The 19,132-nt window shown below is 35.8% G+C and carries 24 protein-coding genes; 22 read left to right on the top strand and 2 right to left on the bottom strand.

The window, feature by feature from the left end; genetic code table 11:
* Window positions 1-3: 3 nt before the first annotated feature.
* The 10 genes from FIT63_RS05180 to FIT63_RS05225 are packed head-to-tail and all read left to right on the top strand — an operon-like array spanning window position 4 to window position 9,264.
* Entirely contained in the window at window positions 4-951 is a 948-nt protein-coding gene (locus FIT63_RS05180) for a PhoH family protein (RefSeq protein ID WP_140006862.1), read from the top strand.
* A gap of 10 nt (window positions 952-961) precedes the next feature.
* On the top strand, window positions 962-1,417 hold the full coding sequence (gene ybeY, locus FIT63_RS05185) for an rRNA maturation RNase YbeY (RefSeq protein ID WP_223259887.1): 456 nt from the start codon (window positions 962-964) through the stop codon (window positions 1,415-1,417).
* Complete coding sequence (locus tag FIT63_RS05190) at window positions 1,414-2,247, top strand: HlyC/CorC family transporter (protein WP_140006863.1); 834 nt, start codon at window positions 1,414-1,416, stop codon at window positions 2,245-2,247. The genes ybeY and FIT63_RS05190 overlap by 4 nt, the downstream gene beginning before the upstream one ends.
* A 51-nt stretch (window positions 2,248-2,298) precedes the next feature.
* On the top strand, window positions 2,299-2,673 hold the full coding sequence (locus FIT63_RS05195; protein WP_140006864.1) for a hypothetical protein: 375 nt from the start codon (window positions 2,299-2,301) through the stop codon (window positions 2,671-2,673).
* A 60-nt stretch (window positions 2,674-2,733) separates the two neighbouring features.
* Window positions 2,734-4,233 (top strand): apolipoprotein N-acyltransferase, encoded by a 1,500-nt coding sequence (gene lnt / locus FIT63_RS05200; protein WP_140006865.1) that lies wholly within the window; start codon window positions 2,734-2,736, stop codon window positions 4,231-4,233.
* A gap of 27 nt (window positions 4,234-4,260) precedes the next feature.
* Entirely contained in the window at window positions 4,261-5,190 is a 930-nt protein-coding gene (gene glyQ / locus FIT63_RS05205) for a glycine--tRNA ligase subunit alpha (protein WP_140006866.1), read from the top strand.
* On the top strand, window positions 5,187-7,286 hold the full coding sequence (glyS, locus tag FIT63_RS05210; RefSeq protein ID WP_140006867.1) for a glycine--tRNA ligase subunit beta: 2,100 nt from the start codon (window positions 5,187-5,189) through the stop codon (window positions 7,284-7,286). Before glyQ ends, glyS begins: the two co-directional genes overlap by 4 nt.
* Window positions 7,287-7,289: 3 nt before the next feature.
* On the top strand, window positions 7,290-7,832 hold the full coding sequence (gene gmhB / locus FIT63_RS05215; RefSeq protein ID WP_046488643.1) for a D-glycero-beta-D-manno-heptose 1,7-bisphosphate 7-phosphatase: 543 nt from the start codon (window positions 7,290-7,292) through the stop codon (window positions 7,830-7,832).
* Window positions 7,833-7,841: 9 nt separating this feature from the next.
* On the top strand, window positions 7,842-8,549 hold the full coding sequence (locus tag FIT63_RS05220) for a lysophospholipid acyltransferase family protein (RefSeq protein ID WP_140006868.1): 708 nt from the start codon (window positions 7,842-7,844) through the stop codon (window positions 8,547-8,549).
* The gene (locus tag FIT63_RS05225; protein ID WP_140006869.1) at window positions 8,542-9,264 is read left to right on the top strand and encodes a M48 family metallopeptidase; all 723 of its coding nucleotides are present in this window, start codon (window positions 8,542-8,544) and stop codon (window positions 9,262-9,264) included. Before FIT63_RS05220 ends, FIT63_RS05225 begins: the two co-directional genes overlap by 8 nt.
* On the opposite strand, the gene FIT63_RS05230 is transcribed toward FIT63_RS05225, so the two are convergent.
* Entirely contained in the window at window positions 9,261-9,836 is a 576-nt protein-coding gene (locus tag FIT63_RS05230; RefSeq protein ID WP_140006870.1) for an SCO family protein, read from the bottom strand. The genes FIT63_RS05225 and FIT63_RS05230 overlap by 4 nt on opposite strands.
* A gap of 99 nt (window positions 9,837-9,935) precedes the next feature.
* Between FIT63_RS05230 and FIT63_RS05235 the strand changes: the two genes are divergently transcribed.
* Together FIT63_RS05235 and FIT63_RS05240 are read left to right on the top strand one after the other, a co-directional pair.
* Window positions 9,936-10,868 (top strand): branched-chain amino acid transaminase, encoded by a 933-nt coding sequence (locus FIT63_RS05235; RefSeq protein ID WP_189342276.1) that lies wholly within the window; start codon window positions 9,936-9,938, stop codon window positions 10,866-10,868.
* 3 nt (window positions 10,869-10,871) lie between these two features.
* A complete protein-coding gene (locus FIT63_RS05240; RefSeq protein WP_140006871.1) occupies window positions 10,872-11,033 on the top strand; it encodes a zinc-finger domain-containing protein in 162 nt (53 codons plus the stop codon).
* A 1-nt stretch (window position 11,034) separates the two neighbouring features.
* Here the strand turns inward: FIT63_RS05240 and murI are convergent, their stop codons facing one another.
* A complete protein-coding gene (gene murI, locus FIT63_RS05245; RefSeq protein WP_140006872.1) occupies window positions 11,035-11,844 on the bottom strand; it encodes a glutamate racemase in 810 nt (269 codons plus the stop codon).
* A 78-nt stretch (window positions 11,845-11,922) separates the two neighbouring features.
* On the opposite strand from murI, the gene FIT63_RS05250 reads away from it, so the two are divergent.
* Genes FIT63_RS05250 through FIT63_RS05295 form a run of 10 tightly spaced genes read left to right on the top strand, consistent with a single transcriptional unit; the run spans window position 11,923 to window position 19,132 of the window.
* Window positions 11,923-12,471 carry a cob(I)yrinic acid a,c-diamide adenosyltransferase gene (locus FIT63_RS05250; RefSeq protein ID WP_140006873.1) on the top strand — a complete coding sequence of 183 codons (549 nt, stop codon included), beginning with the start codon at window positions 11,923-11,925 and terminating at the stop codon, window positions 12,469-12,471.
* 15 nt (window positions 12,472-12,486) lie between these two features.
* Window positions 12,487-13,749: a polynucleotide adenylyltransferase PcnB gene (gene pcnB / locus FIT63_RS05255; protein ID WP_140006874.1), complete on the top strand. Its 1,263-nt coding sequence runs from the start codon at window positions 12,487-12,489 to the stop codon at window positions 13,747-13,749.
* Window positions 13,750-13,755: 6 nt separating this feature from the next.
* Complete coding sequence (gene folK / locus FIT63_RS05260; RefSeq protein ID WP_140006875.1) at window positions 13,756-14,241, top strand: 2-amino-4-hydroxy-6-hydroxymethyldihydropteridine diphosphokinase; 486 nt, start codon at window positions 13,756-13,758, stop codon at window positions 14,239-14,241.
* Window positions 14,238-14,885, top strand: coding sequence for a deoxynucleoside kinase (locus FIT63_RS05265; RefSeq protein ID WP_140006876.1), 648 nt, complete (start codon window positions 14,238-14,240; stop codon window positions 14,883-14,885). The genes folK and FIT63_RS05265 overlap by 4 nt, the downstream gene beginning before the upstream one ends.
* A 20-nt stretch (window positions 14,886-14,905) precedes the next feature.
* On the top strand, window positions 14,906-15,637 hold the full coding sequence (gene panB, locus FIT63_RS05270) for a 3-methyl-2-oxobutanoate hydroxymethyltransferase (RefSeq protein WP_262982103.1): 732 nt from the start codon (window positions 14,906-14,908) through the stop codon (window positions 15,635-15,637).
* Window positions 15,638-15,639: 2 nt separating this feature from the next.
* The gene (gene panC / locus FIT63_RS05275; RefSeq protein WP_140006878.1) at window positions 15,640-16,476 is read left to right on the top strand and encodes a pantoate--beta-alanine ligase; all 837 of its coding nucleotides are present in this window, start codon (window positions 15,640-15,642) and stop codon (window positions 16,474-16,476) included.
* A 49-nt stretch (window positions 16,477-16,525) separates the two neighbouring features.
* On the top strand, window positions 16,526-16,906 hold the full coding sequence (panD, locus tag FIT63_RS05280; protein WP_140005610.1) for an aspartate 1-decarboxylase: 381 nt from the start codon (window positions 16,526-16,528) through the stop codon (window positions 16,904-16,906).
* 6 nt (window positions 16,907-16,912) lie between these two features.
* Window positions 16,913-17,275 carry a ribosome silencing factor gene (rsfS, locus tag FIT63_RS05285; RefSeq protein ID WP_140006879.1) on the top strand — a complete coding sequence of 121 codons (363 nt, stop codon included), beginning with the start codon at window positions 16,913-16,915 and terminating at the stop codon, window positions 17,273-17,275.
* Window positions 17,272-17,733, top strand: coding sequence for a 23S rRNA (pseudouridine(1915)-N(3))-methyltransferase RlmH (gene rlmH, locus FIT63_RS05290; protein WP_189342278.1), 462 nt, complete (start codon window positions 17,272-17,274; stop codon window positions 17,731-17,733). Before rsfS ends, rlmH begins: the two co-directional genes overlap by 4 nt.
* Window positions 17,726-19,132 (top strand): cryptochrome/photolyase family protein, encoded by a 1,407-nt coding sequence (locus FIT63_RS05295; RefSeq protein WP_189342280.1) that lies wholly within the window; start codon window positions 17,726-17,728, stop codon window positions 19,130-19,132. The genes rlmH and FIT63_RS05295 overlap by 8 nt, the downstream gene beginning before the upstream one ends.

A 19,132-nucleotide genomic window follows, 5' to 3' on the forward strand; every position in this document is an offset into this window, starting at 1 on the left:
GGCATGGAATTCAATTTACCTTCTGACAGTAATAGACAGCTATCTAATTTATGTGGTGCATTGGATCAAAACCTAAAACAAATTGAAGCGGCTATGGAAGTCGATATTGTAAGACGCGGATCAAATTTCGTTGTCAACGGTTCTTCAAAAAATGTCAAAGCTGCGGCCATGCTTATTCAAAAATTTTATAAACAAGCAGGTGATCCTATTGAATTGGAAGATATTCAATTAGGTCTTGTCGAAATAAATAAATTTGAAGAAGTGATAAAAGCAACTGCAGAAATTAATGAGCTTAAAACAAAACGAAGTGACCTAAGAGGAAGAACACCAAGACAAAATGCATATTTAAACAATATACAAGATTTTGATATTACTTTTGGAATTGGGCCTGCAGGCACAGGCAAAACATATCTTGCTGTTGCAAGTGCTGTGGATGCCATTAACCGAGATAAAATTAAACGCATCGTCTTGGTCAGGCCTGCTGTAGAAGCTGGGGAGAGATTAGGTTTTCTTCCAGGCGACCTAGCACAAAAAGTAAACCCTTATCTAAGGCCTCTGTACGACGCGCTTTATGATCTAGCAGGTTACGATAATGTCCATAAAATGATTGATAAAAGTATTATTGAGATTGCTCCATTAGCTTATATGAGGGGGCGTACACTAAACCAAAGTTTTATTATTCTAGACGAAGCGCAGAACACAACCCCTGAACAAATGAAGATGTTTTTGACGCGGATTGGCTTTGGTTCAAAAGCTGTAATTACAGGAGATATTACACAAATTGATTTAGCAAAAGGTCAAAAAAGTGGGCTGATTGAAGCAAAGAAAATTTTATCCAAAGTTAAGGGTATTGCATTTACTCACTTCTTATCTGAGGATGTAGTCAGGCATCCACTTGTCCAAAAAATTATCAATGCTTATGAAAACTTCGAGAAGAAAGAAAGTAAGTAATTAACTTCAAATGGAATCAAAACCGATCATTGCGATACAAGATATGGTGCATACAAAACCGATATTAAAAAAAACACAATGCCTAAAATGGCTTATGTCTGTGGTTGATAAAAATGCTGAGATAACAATTCGAATTGTAGATAACGATGAGTCACAAAACCTAAACAATATATATCGTAAAAAAAAATATCCTACAAATGTACTTTCTTTCCTTGTGGATGATGAGGTTCATTTAATTGGAGATATTGTTCTTTGCGCCCCAGTCATCGAAAAAGAGGCACTTGAACAATCTAAAAAACTTGAGGCCCACTACGCTCATCTTATTATTCATGGCGCACTTCATTTATATGGTTACGACCATGAAAACAAAAAAGATGCTGATATTATGGAAGCTAAGGAAATAAAAATTTTAACTGGGTTAGGCTATAAAAATCCTTATCTTATAAAAGAGAGTAAATCGCAATGAGCGAATTAAAGAAGTCAAAATTAATCGAACGCCTCAGTCACTTTCTTTTAAGAGGGCCTGAGGATCGCGAACAGCTTTTTGAGTTACTTAAATCGTCATATGAAAAAAATTTAATGGATGCTGATTCGCTTTCAATGATAGAGGGCGTGCTCCAAGTTTCCGAAATGCAAGTAAGAGATATTATGATTCCAAGATCCCAGATGGATGTAATTGATATCTCGCATTCACCGGAAAAATTTATCCCTTTTGTTATGGAAACAGCTCACTCTCGCTTCCCTGTAATTGAAGATGATAAAAATGATGTGATAGGTATTTTACTTGCTAAAGATCTTCTTAAATACTATGCAGGTGATGACTTTGAAATTAGAGACATGTTACGCCCTGCTGTATTTATTCCCGAATCTAAAAGACTTAATGTCCTTCTTAAAGAGTTTAGAGGTAGTAGAAATCACATTGCTATCGTCGTAGATGAATATGGGGGTGTTTCAGGTATGGTCACGATCGAGGATGTATTAGAGCAAATCGTTGGTGAAATTGAAGATGAATTTGATTTTGATGAAACTGAAGACAATATTATTCAAGATAAGAATGGTCACTACAGAGTAAAAGCATCGACAGAAATTGAAGATTTCAATGAATACTTTAATGTCAGCTTTAGCAATGAAGAGTTTTCAACAATTGGTGGCTTAATTATTCAAGCGTTTGGTCACCTCCCAAAGCGAGATGAAAAAATCACTTTTCAGGGATTTAAGATCACAATACTAAGGGCTGATAGTCGTAAACTCTATTCCGTCCTTCTTGAAATTGACAACCCCATTAATAGCGTGTAATTTTTTGAACTAATCGACTTATTTTTTTTCCAAAAGTATTAGGAGTCTTCCATGAAAAAACTATTTTTAGCTATATGTTTAATCACATCGCCATATTTATGCGCTATGGAGATTAGTCCTGATAGAAGCATTCTCCCGGTAGACGAAAAATCCTTTATTGAAGCTATCAGTCGTTTTAATAAGGATGAAATTCTTAAGGCGCTTGGAGAGCCAGCTTCCAAAGAAGATATTAAGGTGAAATCTTCTGAGCAGATTGTAGGGTCCGTCTGGCGATATCACAATATCAATACTGCAGAAGATGGGCGCTTTTATCCTGTAACTGAGTTAGATTTTCTAGATGAGTTTGTTGAAACTGTTGTTTTTCAAAATAGCACTGAAAAGTCTTCATCAACCCCTTCTCAAACTTATCAAATTCAGAAGCCTTAGTTACTTTTAAGGCTTTATTCTTGATAATTCAGTACAATTGCCTTAAACGGCATTTGTATTTTGAATAAACATTACCCCCTCTTCTATTTAGTTATTTCTTTTTGGCTCGGAGCTCTTTCAGTTCTGAGCTTTGCTCCCTTTAACCATCATTTCATTTCTCTTATTTCTTTAAGTGGTCTTTTTTACATCTGGCATAAACTAAAGAGTGCCAGGCAAGGATTTTTCTCAGGTCTCTTTTTTGGTCTGGGCTTATTTGGCTTCGGTATTTCATGGATTTACATAAGTCTCAATACATATGGCGGTATGCCCTCATGGCTGTCCTGTTTGAGTACTTTTTTATTTTGCCTTTTCTGTGCTTCTTTTATTGGTATTACTGGATGGTTTTCTTTGCATCGAAAATCGAGCCTTTTTTTAATCCCATTTATTTGGACATTCTTTGAATGGATTAAAGGCTGGCTCTTCACTGGCTTTCCATGGCTCACCATGGGATATTCACAAGTACCTTCGAGCCCTCTTGTGGGATTCCTCCCTATTATTGGCATTTACGGGCTGACTCTCATACTAACTTCTTTAGCACTGCTGCTCAGCTTTACACTACTCAGTAAAGACAAACGCTCAAAGCTTTTAAAGGTTGGTCTAGTTGCAGCTGTATTGGTATCGGGTCAAATTTTAAAATATATTGAATGGACTGAGCCTACAGGTGAACCTATATCTATATCGCTAGTTCAAGGCAATATTGCTCAGGATATTAAATGGCAAAAAGAAACTGTTATACAAACGCTACAAACTTATCAAAAGCTTATTCAAAAAACAAAAGGTCAAATTATTCTTCTGCCAGAAACTGCTTTACCACTCCTTGTCGAATACATTCCGGAAACATTTAAAAAATCTACCTTACTTCATGCCACAAAACAACGAGGTCACCTTCTTATTGGTGCGATTGAACGCCAAGATACAAAATACTTTAATGTAGTATTAAATTTAGGCAATGATTCATCTCAAGTTTATCGAAAATCACATTTAGTGCCATTTGGCGAATTCATACCATTAAAATTTATCTTTACATATATTTATACGCATTATCTTAATATGCCTATGAATGACTTATCTAGGGGCGGTAATCGGCAAGAGCCCATAGCAATTGAAAATCAGAAAATTGCTTTTAATATTTGTTATGAGGATGTTTTTGGCGAAGAAATTATTCAAGCACTTCCTTCTGCAACAATTTTAGCCAATGTCAGTAACGATGCATGGTATGGAAGATCTATTGCAGCCTATCAACACTTGCAATTTTCTCAAGCAAGGGCGATCGAAACAGGAAGAATGGTAATTCGCTCAACAAATACAGGTGCCACGGCGATTATTGATGAACATGGTATTGTTAAGAAAATATTGCCCGCATTTACTGAGGGCATCCTCGAAGGTTATGTGCAAGGATTTAAAAATACAACGCCTTATGTTTTTTGTGGCAATTGGCCTGTCATTATTTTATGTTTCATTGTGCTTCTTGGTTGGTTCATGAGGCATTCAAAGCTTTTATGGGTATTGAAAAAGAAGTAGAATGCTTGAATTAAAGATCAACTCATTATGCAACTAACCTTTCAAGACATTATTCTCAAACTCCAACATTATTGGGCTAACCAAGGATGTGCCATTCTTCAGCCTTATGATATGGAAGTGGGTGCAGGTACTTCACATACTGCAACTTTTTTAAGGTCACTTGGGCCGGAGCCATGGAAGGCAACTTACGTTCAACCAAGTCGACGTCCAAAAGATGGGCGCTATGGTAAAAATCCAAATAGACTTCAACATTACTATCAGTTACAAGTTGTTCTTAAGCCTTCCCCATTAAATATTCTTGAGCTTTATTTAGGCTCACTCAAAGCGCTCGGCTTTAATCTTAAAGAAAATGATATTCGCTTTGTAGAAGATGACTGGGAAAATCCAACGCTTGGGGCTTGGGGTTTAGGATGGGAAGTTTGGCTCAATGGAATGGAAATTACACAATTCACTTACTTTCAACAAGTAGGTGGCATTGACTGCAAACCGATCACAGGAGAAATCACTTACGGACTCGAACGGCTGGCTATGTATATCCAAGGGGTTGATAATGTCTACGATCTCACATGGACTGATAATTTAAAGTATGGAGATGTATATCTTCAAAATGAAATTGAACAAAGTGCATATAACTTTGAACATAGTGATGTTGATTTTTTATTTCAAGCGTTTACTGCCCATGAAAAACAAGCCAATCACCTCATAAGCGAACATTTAGCTCTTCCTGCTTACGAACAAGTATTAAAGGCAGCACACTCTTTTAATCTTCTAGATGCAAGAGGGTCTATTAGTATCACTGAGAGAGCAGAATATATTGGTCGTATTAGAAATTTGGCTCGTAATGTTGCTAGCAGCTACCTACTAAGTCGGGCAAATTTAGGTTTTCCCTTGGCTGATAAAAATCATGCGAAAGAAATTATTGACCAACTCAATACAAAAAAGATGGTTAAATCGTGAAGTTAGATAATTTACTTATTGAGCTTTTAACCGAAGAGCTTCCTCCAAAATCACAAAAACAGCTGGGCATTGCGTTCGCAAAAAATATAAAAGAATTTCTTGCAAAACATCATCTCGTAAATGAAATATCTGAAGATTTAATCTTTTCAACGCCAAGAAGAATCGGCTTACATTTAAAAAATGTTAAAGATGAAGCAGATAACGAGAATGTATCAATCAAACTAATGCCTGCATCGGTTGGATTTGATACCTCAGAAAAACCAACTGATGCATTATTAAAAAAATTACATGCTATTGGATTAAACGAAAAAGCTTTGAGTGAGATCGTTAAAAAAAATGAAAATAATGCTGAAATTTTATATATCAATAAAAATGTAGAAGGTGCAAAGCTAAAAAATATTATTGCTGAATGTATTTCTTCAAGCCTCTCGCGTTTACCCATAAAAAAGATGATGTCCTATCAACTTGCGGATGGATGGACGACTGTTTATTTTGTGCGGCCAGCTCATGGATTGGTAATTCTTCATGGGGCCCATATCATCGACGCAAATGTTCTAGGTATTTCATCGAATAGAACAACATTCGGTCATCGATTCGAATCGAAAAAAGAAATAATTGAGATTCAACATGCAGACCAATACAAAGAGCAAATGAAAGCCGAAGGCGCTGTGATCGTTTCTTTTGACGAAAGAAAAGCACTAATTAAAAATGCCTTAAATGAAAAAGCAGCTCATCTTTCAAATCAACTTACTCCTATTGACGACGAAGATCTTCTTGATGAAGTAACAGCGCTCGTTGAATATCCGAATATTTTAGCGGGGGAATTTGAGTCTAAATTTCTTGACGTTCCTCAAGAATGTCTTATTTTAAGCATGAAAGCCAACCAGAAATACTTTCCTTTGATTGATAAAAATAACAAACTAGCTAATCAATTTTTGATTGTTTCAAATATATCGCCAAAAAATTCGGATCTCATTACTCAGGGCAATGAAAAAGTTATCAGACCAAGATTATCAGACGCAGAATTTTTTTATTCGCAAGACAAGAAAAAGCCACTTAAAGAATATCTCTCACAGCTTGCACATATTGTTTATCACAATAAACTTGGATCACAGGCTGAAAGATCCGAGAGAGTTAAAACTATTGCATCTCTGATTGTAAAAAATTTAAATCAAACCAAATTACTCGATGCTGTAATTCTTACATGCGATTTATCAAAGGCAGATTTATCCTCAAATATGGTCGGTGAGTTCCCTGAGCTCCAAGGTATTATGGGAAGATATTATGCGCTTAATGAAAAAATTTCTGATGAAATAGCGTTTGCAATTGAAGATCATTACAAGCCAAGATTTTCTGGTGACACACTTCCTAGAAGCACTGTTGGAGATATCGTTGCCATTGCTGACAAAATTGAAACTTTAATAGGTTTATTTAGTATTGGTGAGAAGCCTACAGGTGACAAAGATCCTTTTGCACTTAGGCGTCAAGTTATTGGAATCATTCGTATTCTTACTGAAAAAAATATTGATCTAAATTTAAATACAGTTATCTCCGAGTCGATTCAGGCAACTAAATTAGCCGAGTCTAAAGATCTTAATTCTTTCATTTATGATCGCCTCTCCAATTTCTTCAAAGATCAAGGTTATGCTGCTCTTGATATCGAAGCCGTGCTTGCAATTGAATCAGGTTTAATTAATGAAATACCTAAAAGATTAAATGCAATTAAAGAATTTTTATTGCTCCCCGAATCAGAAGACTTAGCATCAGCCAATAAAAGAGTTGGCAATATTCTTAAAAAAGCTGATGTTAAATCAAGCTTAAAAGTTAACCAATCTTTACTTAAAGACGAAGCTGAAATTAATTTATATAACACATTAGATTTTGTAGATGCTGAGTCTAGAAAAGAATATATGGGAAAAAATTATTCGGGTTCGTTAAAATTACTATGCAAACTTAAAAATCCGATTGATCAGTTTTTTAAAGATGTTATGGTAAACGATGAAGATGAATCACTTAAAATGAATCGGCTAGCCCTCCTCGAAAAACTCTATTCGGCAATGAATTTAGTTGCTGACTTATCTAAACTTTCTTCTTAAATTATGAAATTAGTCATTCTAGATAGAGATGGCGTAATCAATGAAGATAGCGTAAATTTTATTAAAACGCCTAATGAATGGATACCCATCCAAGATAGCCTAGAGTCAATTGCACTCTTAAACCAATCTGGCTTCAAAGTAGTGATAGCGACCAATCAATCAGGAATTGGCCGGGGTCTTTTTGATGTATCAACACTTAATCTCATACATGAAAAGATGTTTAAATTACTTTCCCAACAAGGCGGGCATATCGATGCCATTTTCTTTTGTCCCCATAGAGCAGAAGAAGATTGTGAATGCCGCAAACCAAAACCAGGTATGTTAAAAGAAATTGCTCATCGATTTTCTATCAATTTAATAAAGGTTCCAGCCGTCGGAGACTCATTAAGAGATTTGCAAGCCTTCGATGCAGCAGGTGCTCAGCCTATCCTTGTCAAAACAGGCAAAGGAGAAGAGACGCTTGCAAAAGGTGGGTTACCCAAAAATACCTGGATTTGTGAAAACCTTGCAGAGGCGGCACAAAGAATTATTACGGAGTATGTTTAACTTAAAATAATGCTTTATTTAAGATCCATTATTTTTTTAATTGGTATGTGGATTTTTACTATTCCATTTACCTTGGTATCCCTTCTTACATTTCCGTTTCCAGCTCTTACAAGATATAAATTTATTTCAATTTGGGCAAAAACAATGCTATATTGGCTTCGAATTTCCTGTAATCTAAATTTTGTTGTCAAAGGGGAGCAAAACATAGGTTCAACTGCATCGATTGTACTTTCCAAACATCAATCAGCATGGGAAACACTTGCTTTTCAAAAAATATTTCCTCCGCAAGTTTGGGTACTTAAAAAAGAATTATTATGGGTTCCGTTTTTCGGATGGGGCCTAGCCATGACATCTCCAATCGCCATTAATCGTAAAGCAGGACGAAAATCTCTAGAACAAATTCTTACCCAAGGTCTTGATCGACTCAAAAAAGGTTTTTGGATTGTCATGTTTCCTGAAGGCACGCGAACTCATCCAGGACAAAAAGGTAAATATCATATTGGCGGTGCTTGGGTTGCTTCAAAAACAAATACGCAGGTCATTCCTGTTGCTCATAATGCAGGCTTATTTTGGCCAAAAAATTCAATTCTTAAAAAACCAGGAACCATCCAAGTAAGTATCGGCGAAGCTATAGATGTAAAAAATAAAAACCCTGATGAAATTATTAGGCTTACCGAAAATTGGATTGAAAAAGAGGTTTTACATTTAAATGATTAATTTAAAACCTACCAATCTTGAGTTATTTTTACCTAGCGGTAAAAAAATTAAATACCTTCTAAAAAGAAGAAATCGAAGAACCATTGGTTTGAAAGTAGATCACGACGGCCTTGTTATTCATGCGCCTATTCTTATTCCCAGATCTCGTATTGAAGAACTTATTGCGCCAAAACTTGATTGGATTCAAGAGAAGCTCTCCCTTCAATTAAGCAAGAAAAAGAAAATCAATTGGAAAACAGGTGAATTAATTCACATTTTGGGCAATAAAGTTATCCTTAGTCTCAAGGCGAGCAAAACAAACTCAGTTCTGCAAGATAAAGACATACTCCATGTCCATACGAATCGTGTGAATGATCAAATCCATTCCGCTAAGCTCGTATCAAAATGGTTAAAAGAAAAAGCATTGAAAGACTTTGTTCGAAGAGTAGAAGTGTTTAGCGTTAAACTTAATGTTCATCCTTCTAACGTTTACCTTTCAAATGCAAAATCTCGATGGGGAAGCTGTAACTCTAAAAGAGAAATTAGACTTAATTGGAGGTTAATCCAAGCACCTCCGCATATTATCAATTATGTGATTTGTCATGAATTAGCTCACCTCAAGGAAATGAATCATTCAAATCGTTTTTGGGAAGAAGTAGAAAAAGTCCTTCCTGAATATCGCTCATCAGAAAAAGAACTCAAAACGCTCTCAAGCGATTTGTATCTTATTGGTTAAATAAGCTTTGCGAGGTCGCTCGCCAAATCTTCAGGTTTTTGTCCGTGACTTGTATGAAGCTTAATGCTTCCCTTCTTATCAAGCACATATAAACCTGCGCTGTGATCAATCGTATAGCCAGATTTACTTCCATCATTCACTTTTTGATAAAAAATCTTAAATTGACTTATGACTTTATTAATGTCGCTCTCTGATCCAGTAAGCCCGAGAAAAGAGCTATTAAATGTAGGAATAAATTTCTTCAAAACATCCTCGGTATCTCGAGCCGGGTCTAAAGTGATAAAGATAACTTGTACGTCTGAAGCCTTATCTTTGAGAAGGGCCATTGTTTTTTTAAGGTCGGTCAAAGTTGTAGGGCATATATCAGGGCAGTGCGTAAATCCAAAGAAAATCACCACTACCTTACCCTTGAAATCTTCTAATGTTCTTATCTGCCCATTAAAGTCTTTTAACCTAAAAGTCGTGTCAATAGGAACTGAGCTTATATCTGTGCCTACAAAAGTCTGATCATGAGAGTTTTGACAAGAGATAAGACAAATGAGGGTTAAAAATAAAAGTACAATTTTTTTCATAATATATTTCTCAATAAAAGCGATTCATTTTATCATGTTAATAAATGGCAATAAATCTAGAAGAAACATAACAAAGCTTCACCAATTTTAAGGAAAACTATGGCAATCCCAACATCAATGGAAGATCGTGACGGACACATTTGGTTCGATAACAAAATGACGCCTTGGCGCGATGCCAAAACTCACGTGCTCACTCACACGCTTCACTATGGTTTGGGTGTCTTTGAGGGAGTAAGGGCCTATAAAACCAATGAAGGTACTGCCATTTTTAGGCTTAAGGAACATACAGATCGATTCTTCAATTCTGCGCATATTCTTGGAATGAAAATGCCTTATGACAAAAATGTCATTATGGATGCTCACAAAAAAGCCGTTAAAGAAAATAGATTGGAATCTGCTTATATTCGACCTATGGCGTTTTATGGGGCTGAAGCCATGGGAATTTCTGCAAAAGCTTTATCAACGCATGTCATCGTTGCAGCATGGCAATGGGGTGCTTATATGGGCAAAGAAGCACTTGAAAATGGTATTCGTGTAAAAACGTCCTCTTTTTCAAGGCATCATGTCAACGTCACCATGTGTAAAGCTAAAGCAAATGGTAACTATATGAATTCAATTCTAGCTCATCAAGAAGCAATTCAAGATGGCTATGACGAAGCATTATTACTTGATGTAAATGGTTTAGTAACTGAGGGTTCAGGTGAGAATATATTTATCATCAAACATAACAAACTGATTACGCCGGATCTGACTAGCGCACTAGAAGGTATTACCCGCGATACGATCATTCAAATCGCAAATGATTTAAAAATACCAGTGATTGAAAAAAGAATCACACGAGATGAAGTCTATACTGCCGATGAAGCTTTCTTTACAGGCACAGCTGCTGAAGTAACGCCCATTAAAGAACTGGATAGAAGAATGATTGGCAAAGGGGGTCGCGGAGAAATAACCAAAGAATTACAAAGTATTTATTTTGATGCTGTTACAGGAAAATCAAAAAAATATGCAGAGTGGCTCACTCACGTTTAAATCATGAATAATCAAGTGATAAGTGTAGATAAAAAAAGTCTCCCATTGTTTTGTCCTACGGAAAAAGAAAATTTATTTTCATCTCACCCAAGAGTGTTTTTAGATATTACGCGAACGGGCATGGTGTCATGCCCCTATTGCGGCACAACTTACAAACTAAAATAAATTAAACCCAAAGGCCTCTGTAATTATAGCTTTCTGGGTTTCCTCCCCATAAATCAGCCATAATCTTATCTGCATTTTTATCCAAACTATTTGTCCAGAAATTAGTTGTCCCTGACGCTATATTTTGGCTTAGTAAATCTTTTTCTACTAACACATGTTTTAAATAATTTGCTACTGCATTGCCTGTATCTACAATCTTAATGTGGTCTGGTATTAATGTTTGAATTGCGGGTTTTAAAAAAGAATAATGTGTACAACCCAAAACTAGGGTGTCAATTTTTTCTTTTAAAAGAGGATCAATGTATTTTTTTAAAAGTGCAATAAGCGCTGGACTATCTAAATCTCCATGCTCAATAAGCTCAACCAAGCCAAAACATGGCTGCGTAATAAAATGAATATCATTACTATGGTGCTCGAGAAGTGCTGAAAATTTTGCACTTAACAAAGTGCCTGATGTTGCTAATATGCCAACTACTTTATTTTTAGACATTAATGAGGCGGGCTTAACTGCTGGCTCCATACCTATTATTGGATAACTAAAGCGATCTCTAAGTGTCTGAATTGATGCAGCTGTGGCGGTATTGCAGGCTATTACAACAGACTTAACATCTTGTTTATTTAAAAAATCAAAAACAGTTAAGACGCGACGGGTAATTTCTTCGCATGATTTTTCACCATAAGGCGCAAACTTAGAATCTGCAACGTAAATGAGATTCTCATGAAATAAATGCTCTCTTATACACTTAAGTACTGAAATACCGCCTACTCCGGAGTCAATCACACCAATAGGATTATTTTGAGATGGAGACATGAGATTTATCTAAAGTTTTATTCAAATCTAAATATAGATGATAGTAAGCTTAATGTACAATGATTGAAAAGGAAAATCATGGGTAACCGTTTATCAAAAATATTCACGAGGGGTGGGGACAAAGGATCCACAGGCCTTGGCGATGGATCAAGAACTAATAAATTTAGTGATCGTATCGTAGCGCTCGGTGCGATAGATGAGCTTAATTCAATGATTGGGCTTATGCTGACAGAAAGTCTGCCACCCAAAATCAATAAAATGTTAACTGTTACACAGCATCATTTATTCAATCTAGGCGGCGAGATATCAATGCCAGGATATAAAATCATCAAAAAAAAAGATGTTCTTGAATTAGAAGAAATCATAACCTCTTACAATAAAGACTTACCTCCCCTGAAAGAATTTATCCTTCCTGGAGGCTCTAGAGCTGCAGCATTTTGTCATATGGCGAGAACGATTTGCAGAAGAACCGAACAGGCTATATTTAAACTCAACGCAAAAGACGCGATTAACGCATACTCCCTGCAGTATATTAATAGGCTCTCAGATCTTTTATTTGTTCTTGCTAGAGTTATCAATAAACATAAAAAAGTTAAAGATGTTTTCTGGAAAAAAGATATTAGTTAATACAGATCTTCATTGATGTCAGCGACCCCTCCCATACTTAAAGCCTTTTTTAAAAAATTTAAAAAAACTAAAAAATCTAATTTTGAAATCGATTTCGAAAAAATTGATATCAGTCTTATCAGCGTTCATGCAATAAAAACTATAGAAGTTCTAGAAGAGAACGGCTTTGAGGCCTATCTTGTAGGTGGGGCAGTAAGAGATCTTTTATTTGGGATTAAGCCGAAAGACTTTGACGTAGTTACAAACGCTACACCTGATCAAATCCATCATTTATTTAGACGCTCTAGAATGATTGGGCGACGTTTCAAATTAGTCCATGTGATTTACGGACGAGAGGTCATCGAAGTCTCAACATACCGCTCCCAACAAAAAGAAATTCCTCAGTCTGATGGTTCCGTGATTAAAGATGATAACCATTACGGCACAATAGAAGAGGACGCAATGCGACGTGACTTCACTATTAATGCAATGTTTTACAGCCCAACGAATCATAAGCTTGTTGATTTTCATGAGGGGTTAGAAGACCTTAAACATGGGATTATTCGTATGATTGGTGATCCAGAAAAGCGCTATCAGGAAGACCCTATTCGCATATTGAGAGCATTCCGTGTGTGTGCAAAACTTAATATGACTCTGCATACTCCATCAAGAAGTCCTATAAAAAAAATTATCCCTCTGCTTCATGACATTCCTCATTCAAGACTGTTTGATGAAGTTATTAAGTTTTTCTTAACAGGGCATGCATTAAGTAGCTATAAAGTCATGCAAGAAGAAAGTATTTACGCGCAGTTTTTCTTAGCACCAGAATTGAAGTCAGAAGTAATTGATCTTTTTATTTCGAATGGCCTTAAAAATACTGACTTAAGAATTAACCAAGACAAGTCATGTAACCCGAGCTTCTTATTTTCATTTTTGTTATGGCATCAAGTTTATCTATTGTGGGATCAATACAAAGTCGATCTTAAACATTCTATAGCGGGGCTTAACCAAGCGATTGATGAAGTGATCGAAAAACAAATTAAACTTTTCCCTATTCATAAGCGCTTCACAATTACTATGAAAGAAATATGGCGATTACAACCACGGTTCGAAAATCAATCTCCAAAAAAAATATACAGGTTATTACTCCATCCAAGATTTAGAGCTGCTTATGACTTTATGCTGTTGCGATGTCAATCTAACCAGCTCGACCAGAGTATTGGCATATGGTGGACAAATTTTATTGATGCTGATAACCATGAAAAATCGTTAATGGTCAAACAACTTACCCGTAAATAGTCAAAGATGGGCATCTTAACTTACATTGCAGTAGGAAGTAATCTTGCAAATCCACTAAATCAAGTGACTACCGCATTTAATGAAATTGGAAATATGCCTAAAAGTAAGCTAATAAAAAAATCGAGTTGCTATTCCAGCTCGCCTTTAGGTTATAAAGACCAGCCTGACTTTGTCAACGCTGTAGTTTCGATTGAAACCGAACTCAGCCCTCATGAGCTCTTATTGGAGCTGCAAATGATAGAAAGCTCACATAAAAGAGAGCGTTCATTCCCTAATGCACCTAGAACGCTTGATTTAGATATTCTTCTTTATGGGGACCTAAGAATAGATGAACCTAAACTCACCATACCGCATCCTAGAATGCATGAGCGGGCTTTTGTTATTTTCCCTCTTCAAGAAATTAATGAAAATATTTCTGTCCCCCCTTTCGGAGATATCGCTAAAATAGCTAGGGGATTAGACCCAGAAAATACCAAACGCATAATTTTATGAATATTTTTGATAGATTTCCTTACATTGTAGTTGAAGGGCCGATTGGCTCAGGAAAGTCAACGCTAGCAAAAATTTTAGCTGATCGATTCGGGGTTAATTTTATAAGCGAAAAAGCCGAAAAAAATCCTTTTCTGCCAAAATTTTATGAGGACATGAAGCGCTACGCCTTATCGACTCAGTTATTTTTTCTTTTTCAAAGAGCAGACCAGATTCAAAAAATTTCACAGAAAGATATGTTTAAAGAATCAACGATTGCTGATTTTTTTCTTGAAAAAGATCCTATCTTTGCAAAAATTAATTTAGATGAGGAGGAGTTTAATCTCTACCATCAAATCTTTTCTCACTTACAATTAAAAGCACCAAAGCCAGATCTCATTATTTATATTCAAACATCTATAGAAACTTTAGAAAAAAGAATTAAAGATAGAAGCATTAATTTTGAAATGGATATTTCAACTGAATATTTAGAAGCAATTTCTGAATCATATAGCCAATTTTTTCACAGTTATGATCGCTCGCCTGTTTTAATTCTTAATAACGAAAATTTAAATATCCTCAAAGATAAAAATGCCATTGATCTCTTAATTAGTCGAATTATGAATATCAAGAGTAATCGCGAGTTTTTTAATCCCCAACTGCTATGAATTTAACTTCTCTTAAATCTATGAAAAAAAGTGGTAAGAAAATTACCATTCTCACTTGCTACGACGCATCATTTGCAAGACTCTTAGAGTCAATTGAAGTTGATGCTATTTTAGTGGGTGATTCTCTGGGTATATTTATTAAGGGTGAAGCTAATACACACAATGTTTCACTAAACGATATGATTTATCATACTAAATCCGTGTCGCGCGGCGCTCAATCTTCATTCATTATCAGCGATCTTCCTATCCACACTTATGAGACGAATGACCTTGCATATAAAAGTGCGTTAGCGCTTATTGAAGCGGGGGCACATATGGTGAAGCTCGAAGGTGGGGCATCATTATCTTCCATCGTGACACACCTGAAAACAAAAGATATTAAGGTATGTGGGCATATAGGGTATATGCCACAAAGCATTAAAAATAAGAATAGCAATGAAATTCAATGCGCTCTAGAAAAAACGCTAGGTACTATTATTGAGGATGCAAAGGCGCTTGAAAAATCTGGGGCTGATATGCTAGTCCTTTCATCTGTCCCTGAGGATGTAGCTAAGCGTATTACGCAAGAAATATCTATTCCAACTATTGGATTTCATTCAGGTGAAACATGCGATGGTGAGGTTTTTATTTTGTATGACTTATTAATGAATTCAAATACATCTCAAGATCTTTATTTGGATAATACTACCTCATCAAATAAAAATAGCGATACAAAAAATCTCCTTTTAGAGTTCATAAAAAATCGTTCTTAAGTATGCATGTCATTCATACTCAAAACGAATTAATTAAAACTTTAAAGACATTGCCCCATATTGCTTTTGTCCCTACTATGGGTAATCTCCACGAAGGGCACATTAAACTTATTCAAGAGGCCTTAAAAAAAACAAAACATATTGTAGTGAGCATTTTTATCAATCCACTTCAATTTAATTCAAAAGAAGATTTTAAAAATTATCCACGGACATTAGAAAAAGACTTATCTATGCTTGAAGGATTGAACGTGCCTTACGTATTTGTTCCATCCGAAGAAGATATCCTTGATCAACTAGAAACAACCGAAATTCATCTACCCCCCATTGCAAATGATTTGTGTGGGAAATTTAGGCCAGGCCATTTTAATGGTGTTGCCACTATTGTATGTAAATTATTTACCCTCATTAAGCCCGATATAGCTTTTTTTGGAAAAAAGGATTTTCAACAACTCTTTTTAATTAAAGCATTAGTCAAACAGCTCAGCTATCCTATTGAGATTGTGGGAATAGATACAGTTCGAGACCATGACGGCCTAGCAAAAAGCTCAAGAAACAATTTACTCTCCGAAGAGAATAGAAAAAAAGCACCTCAATTATTGCAACAATTGAATACTATGAAGGAAAAGGTTATTCAAAAAACTTCTTCACTTGAGGAAATTGAAGCGCAATCAGTGATCGCCTTAAATGCATCTGGATGGACGGTCGATTATCTATCGATTCGCTCAGCTCAATCACTTGAAAATCCCCTTCATGATGAAAATCAGATAGTTATTTTAGGAGCTGCCACCCTAGGTTCTGTTCGCCTCATTGATAATATTGAATTTTGCATCCAGGATTGAACTGGCTATAATAGGACATCCTTTATACCTGGTTTTCTAGCCCAAATATATGCAAAGAATGATGCTCAAATCTAAACTTCATCGCGTTCAAGTTACGCATTCTGAACTTGAATATGAAGGCTCATGTGCAATTGACGAAACATTGCTTGAGGCAGCTCACATTAGAGAATATGAGCAAATTGCTATCTACAATATTACAAACGGCGAACGTTTTACTACCTACGCTATCAGGGCACAAAGAAATTCAGGGGTTATTTCGATTAATGGAGCAGCGGCTCACAAAGCTAACCCTGGTGATCTTATTATTATTGCGACCTATGCAAATTATTCTGAGCTAGAACTAGAAAAATATAAACCAGCGCTTATTTACGTTAATGAAAAAAATCAGATTATTGCAAAAAAAGATTTTATTCAGATACAGGCTGCTTAGTTGTCAATGACCTTGAATGATATTAAAAAAGCAGTAGTTGAGGCACTTGAAGATATCAAGGCTTTTGATATTGAAGTCATTGATGTAAGAAAAATTACAACGGTTACAAGCTATATGGTGATTGCAAGCGCTAACTCATCGAGACAAACAAAAGCACTCTCTCACAATGTTTGTGAAAAAATGAAATCCCTAAATGTTCACGTTAATGGAGTTGAAGGAGAAAAAGAAGGTGAATGGGTTCTTGTAGACGTCGATGATGTGATTGTTCATATTATGCTCCCTACCACTCGTGCCTATTATAACCTTGAGGAATTATGGATAGAGCCGGCAAAAAAACAAACTCCAAAAAAAATCAATTCGCTTCGTTGAAAATTAAAATCGTCTCAATTGGTAATAAAATGCCAGGCTGGATTAAAGAAGCGTTTGATGGTTATATTTCAAAGCTCAATCATGATTTTTCCCCTCAACTTGTAGAAATAAAACCTGAAAAAAAATTTGATTCGATAGAGCAGAAAAAAATAAGTGAATCTGAAAAAATTTTATCTCATCTTGATAAAGAGTTTTTAATTGTGCTTGATGAAAAGGGAGTCCAGTTCACATCGCAAGAGTTAGCTCAAAAATTAAATCATTGGACAGAACATTTCAAAGATATTGCTTTTGTAATTGGTGGTGCAGATGGTATTCATGAAAACATTCTTCGCAAGGCTAATCTCACTTGGAGCCTCTCTAAATCGACATTTCCCCATGCAATTGTGAGAGTGCTAGTGGCGGAACAGTTATATCGAGCTCACTCGATTTTAGAAAATCATCCTTATCATCGTGAATAAAAAATATAACAACTCACTTGTTTGGTTTAGAAGAGATTTACGTGATTACGATCATGCAGCTCTTTCCCATGCGCTTCAAGAATCTAAGCAAGTTTTTTGTATTTTTATCTTTGACAAAGAAATTTTAGATGTCTTAAAAAATAAGGAAGATAGGCGAGTCGAATTTATTTGGGAAAGTATTAAAGAGCTTAAAGAAAGTCTCATCCAAAAAAAATCTGATTTAATTGTGATACATAGCTTGGCTTCTGAGGCTATTACCCGTGTCATTGACTCATTTAAGATCGATGCAATCTATATCAACAGAGATTATGAACCACACGCGATTAAGCGAGATGAAGAAATAAGAAATATTGCGATTAAAAAAAATGTCGATTTTTATGATTTTAAAGATCAGGTAGTTTTTGAAAAAGATGAGATTCTTACAGCGCTAGAAAAACCCTATACTGTTTTTACACCTTACAAAAATAATTACTTAAAAAAACTTAGCCAAACTTCTATACCTCGCTTCGATATTGAGCCTTTTATCGAAAATCTTGCTCAATTTAAATCCGATCCGTTACTGAGTCTTGAAGATATGGGATTTAAAAAAACCAACCTTCATCAAATTAAAATTCATACTGGCATGACTGGGGGAAAATTACTCGTTGAAGATTTTAAGGAAAGAATAGCGCTTTACAAAAAAACTCGGGATTTTCCAGCGATTAAAGGCGTTTCTTACCTATCCGTTCATTTGCGATTTGGAACACTTTCCATAAGACAGCTTTTTCGTTTAACGCAAGAGTCTTTTAGTGAAGGCGCTGAAACGTGGCTAAATGAATTGATTTGGCGTGAATTTTATTTTCAAATTTTATTCCATCGTCCCGACGTAGCACTGGGCAGAGCTTTCAAAAAAGACTATGAATCGATCGCTTTTGAAAATAACCCTGATTACTTTAAAGCTTGGACAGATGGCCAAACTGGGTTTCCTATTGTGGATGCTGCAATGAGGCAACTCAATCAAACAGGCTTTATGCATAATCGACTTAGAATGATTGCCGCCTCTTTTTTAGTCAAAGATCTACTTGTCGATTGGCGCTGGGGGGAGGCGTATTTTGCAGAAAAACTTATTGATTTTGACTTAAGTGCTAATAATGGTGGCTGGCAATGGGCAGCTTCTACTGGTTGTGACGCTCAGCCATGGTTTAGGATTTTTAACCCAATTACGCAATCTTTAAGATTCGACCCCCAAGGTAAATTTATTAAAAAATATGTCCCTGAGCTAGATAAGTTGAGTGAGGATGAGATTCACTCACCATGGCTCAGTAAAAACACCAATAAAATCGACTACCCAAAGCCTATCGTTGACCATGCCGCACAGAGGATTAAAGCTCTAGCCCTCTATAAGTCTGTTAAAAATTAG

It is taken from the genome of Candidatus Methylopumilus planktonicus (assembly GCF_006364715.1).
In the GTDB taxonomy this organism is placed as follows: domain Bacteria; phylum Pseudomonadota; class Gammaproteobacteria; order Burkholderiales; family Methylophilaceae; genus Methylopumilus; species Methylopumilus planktonicus_A.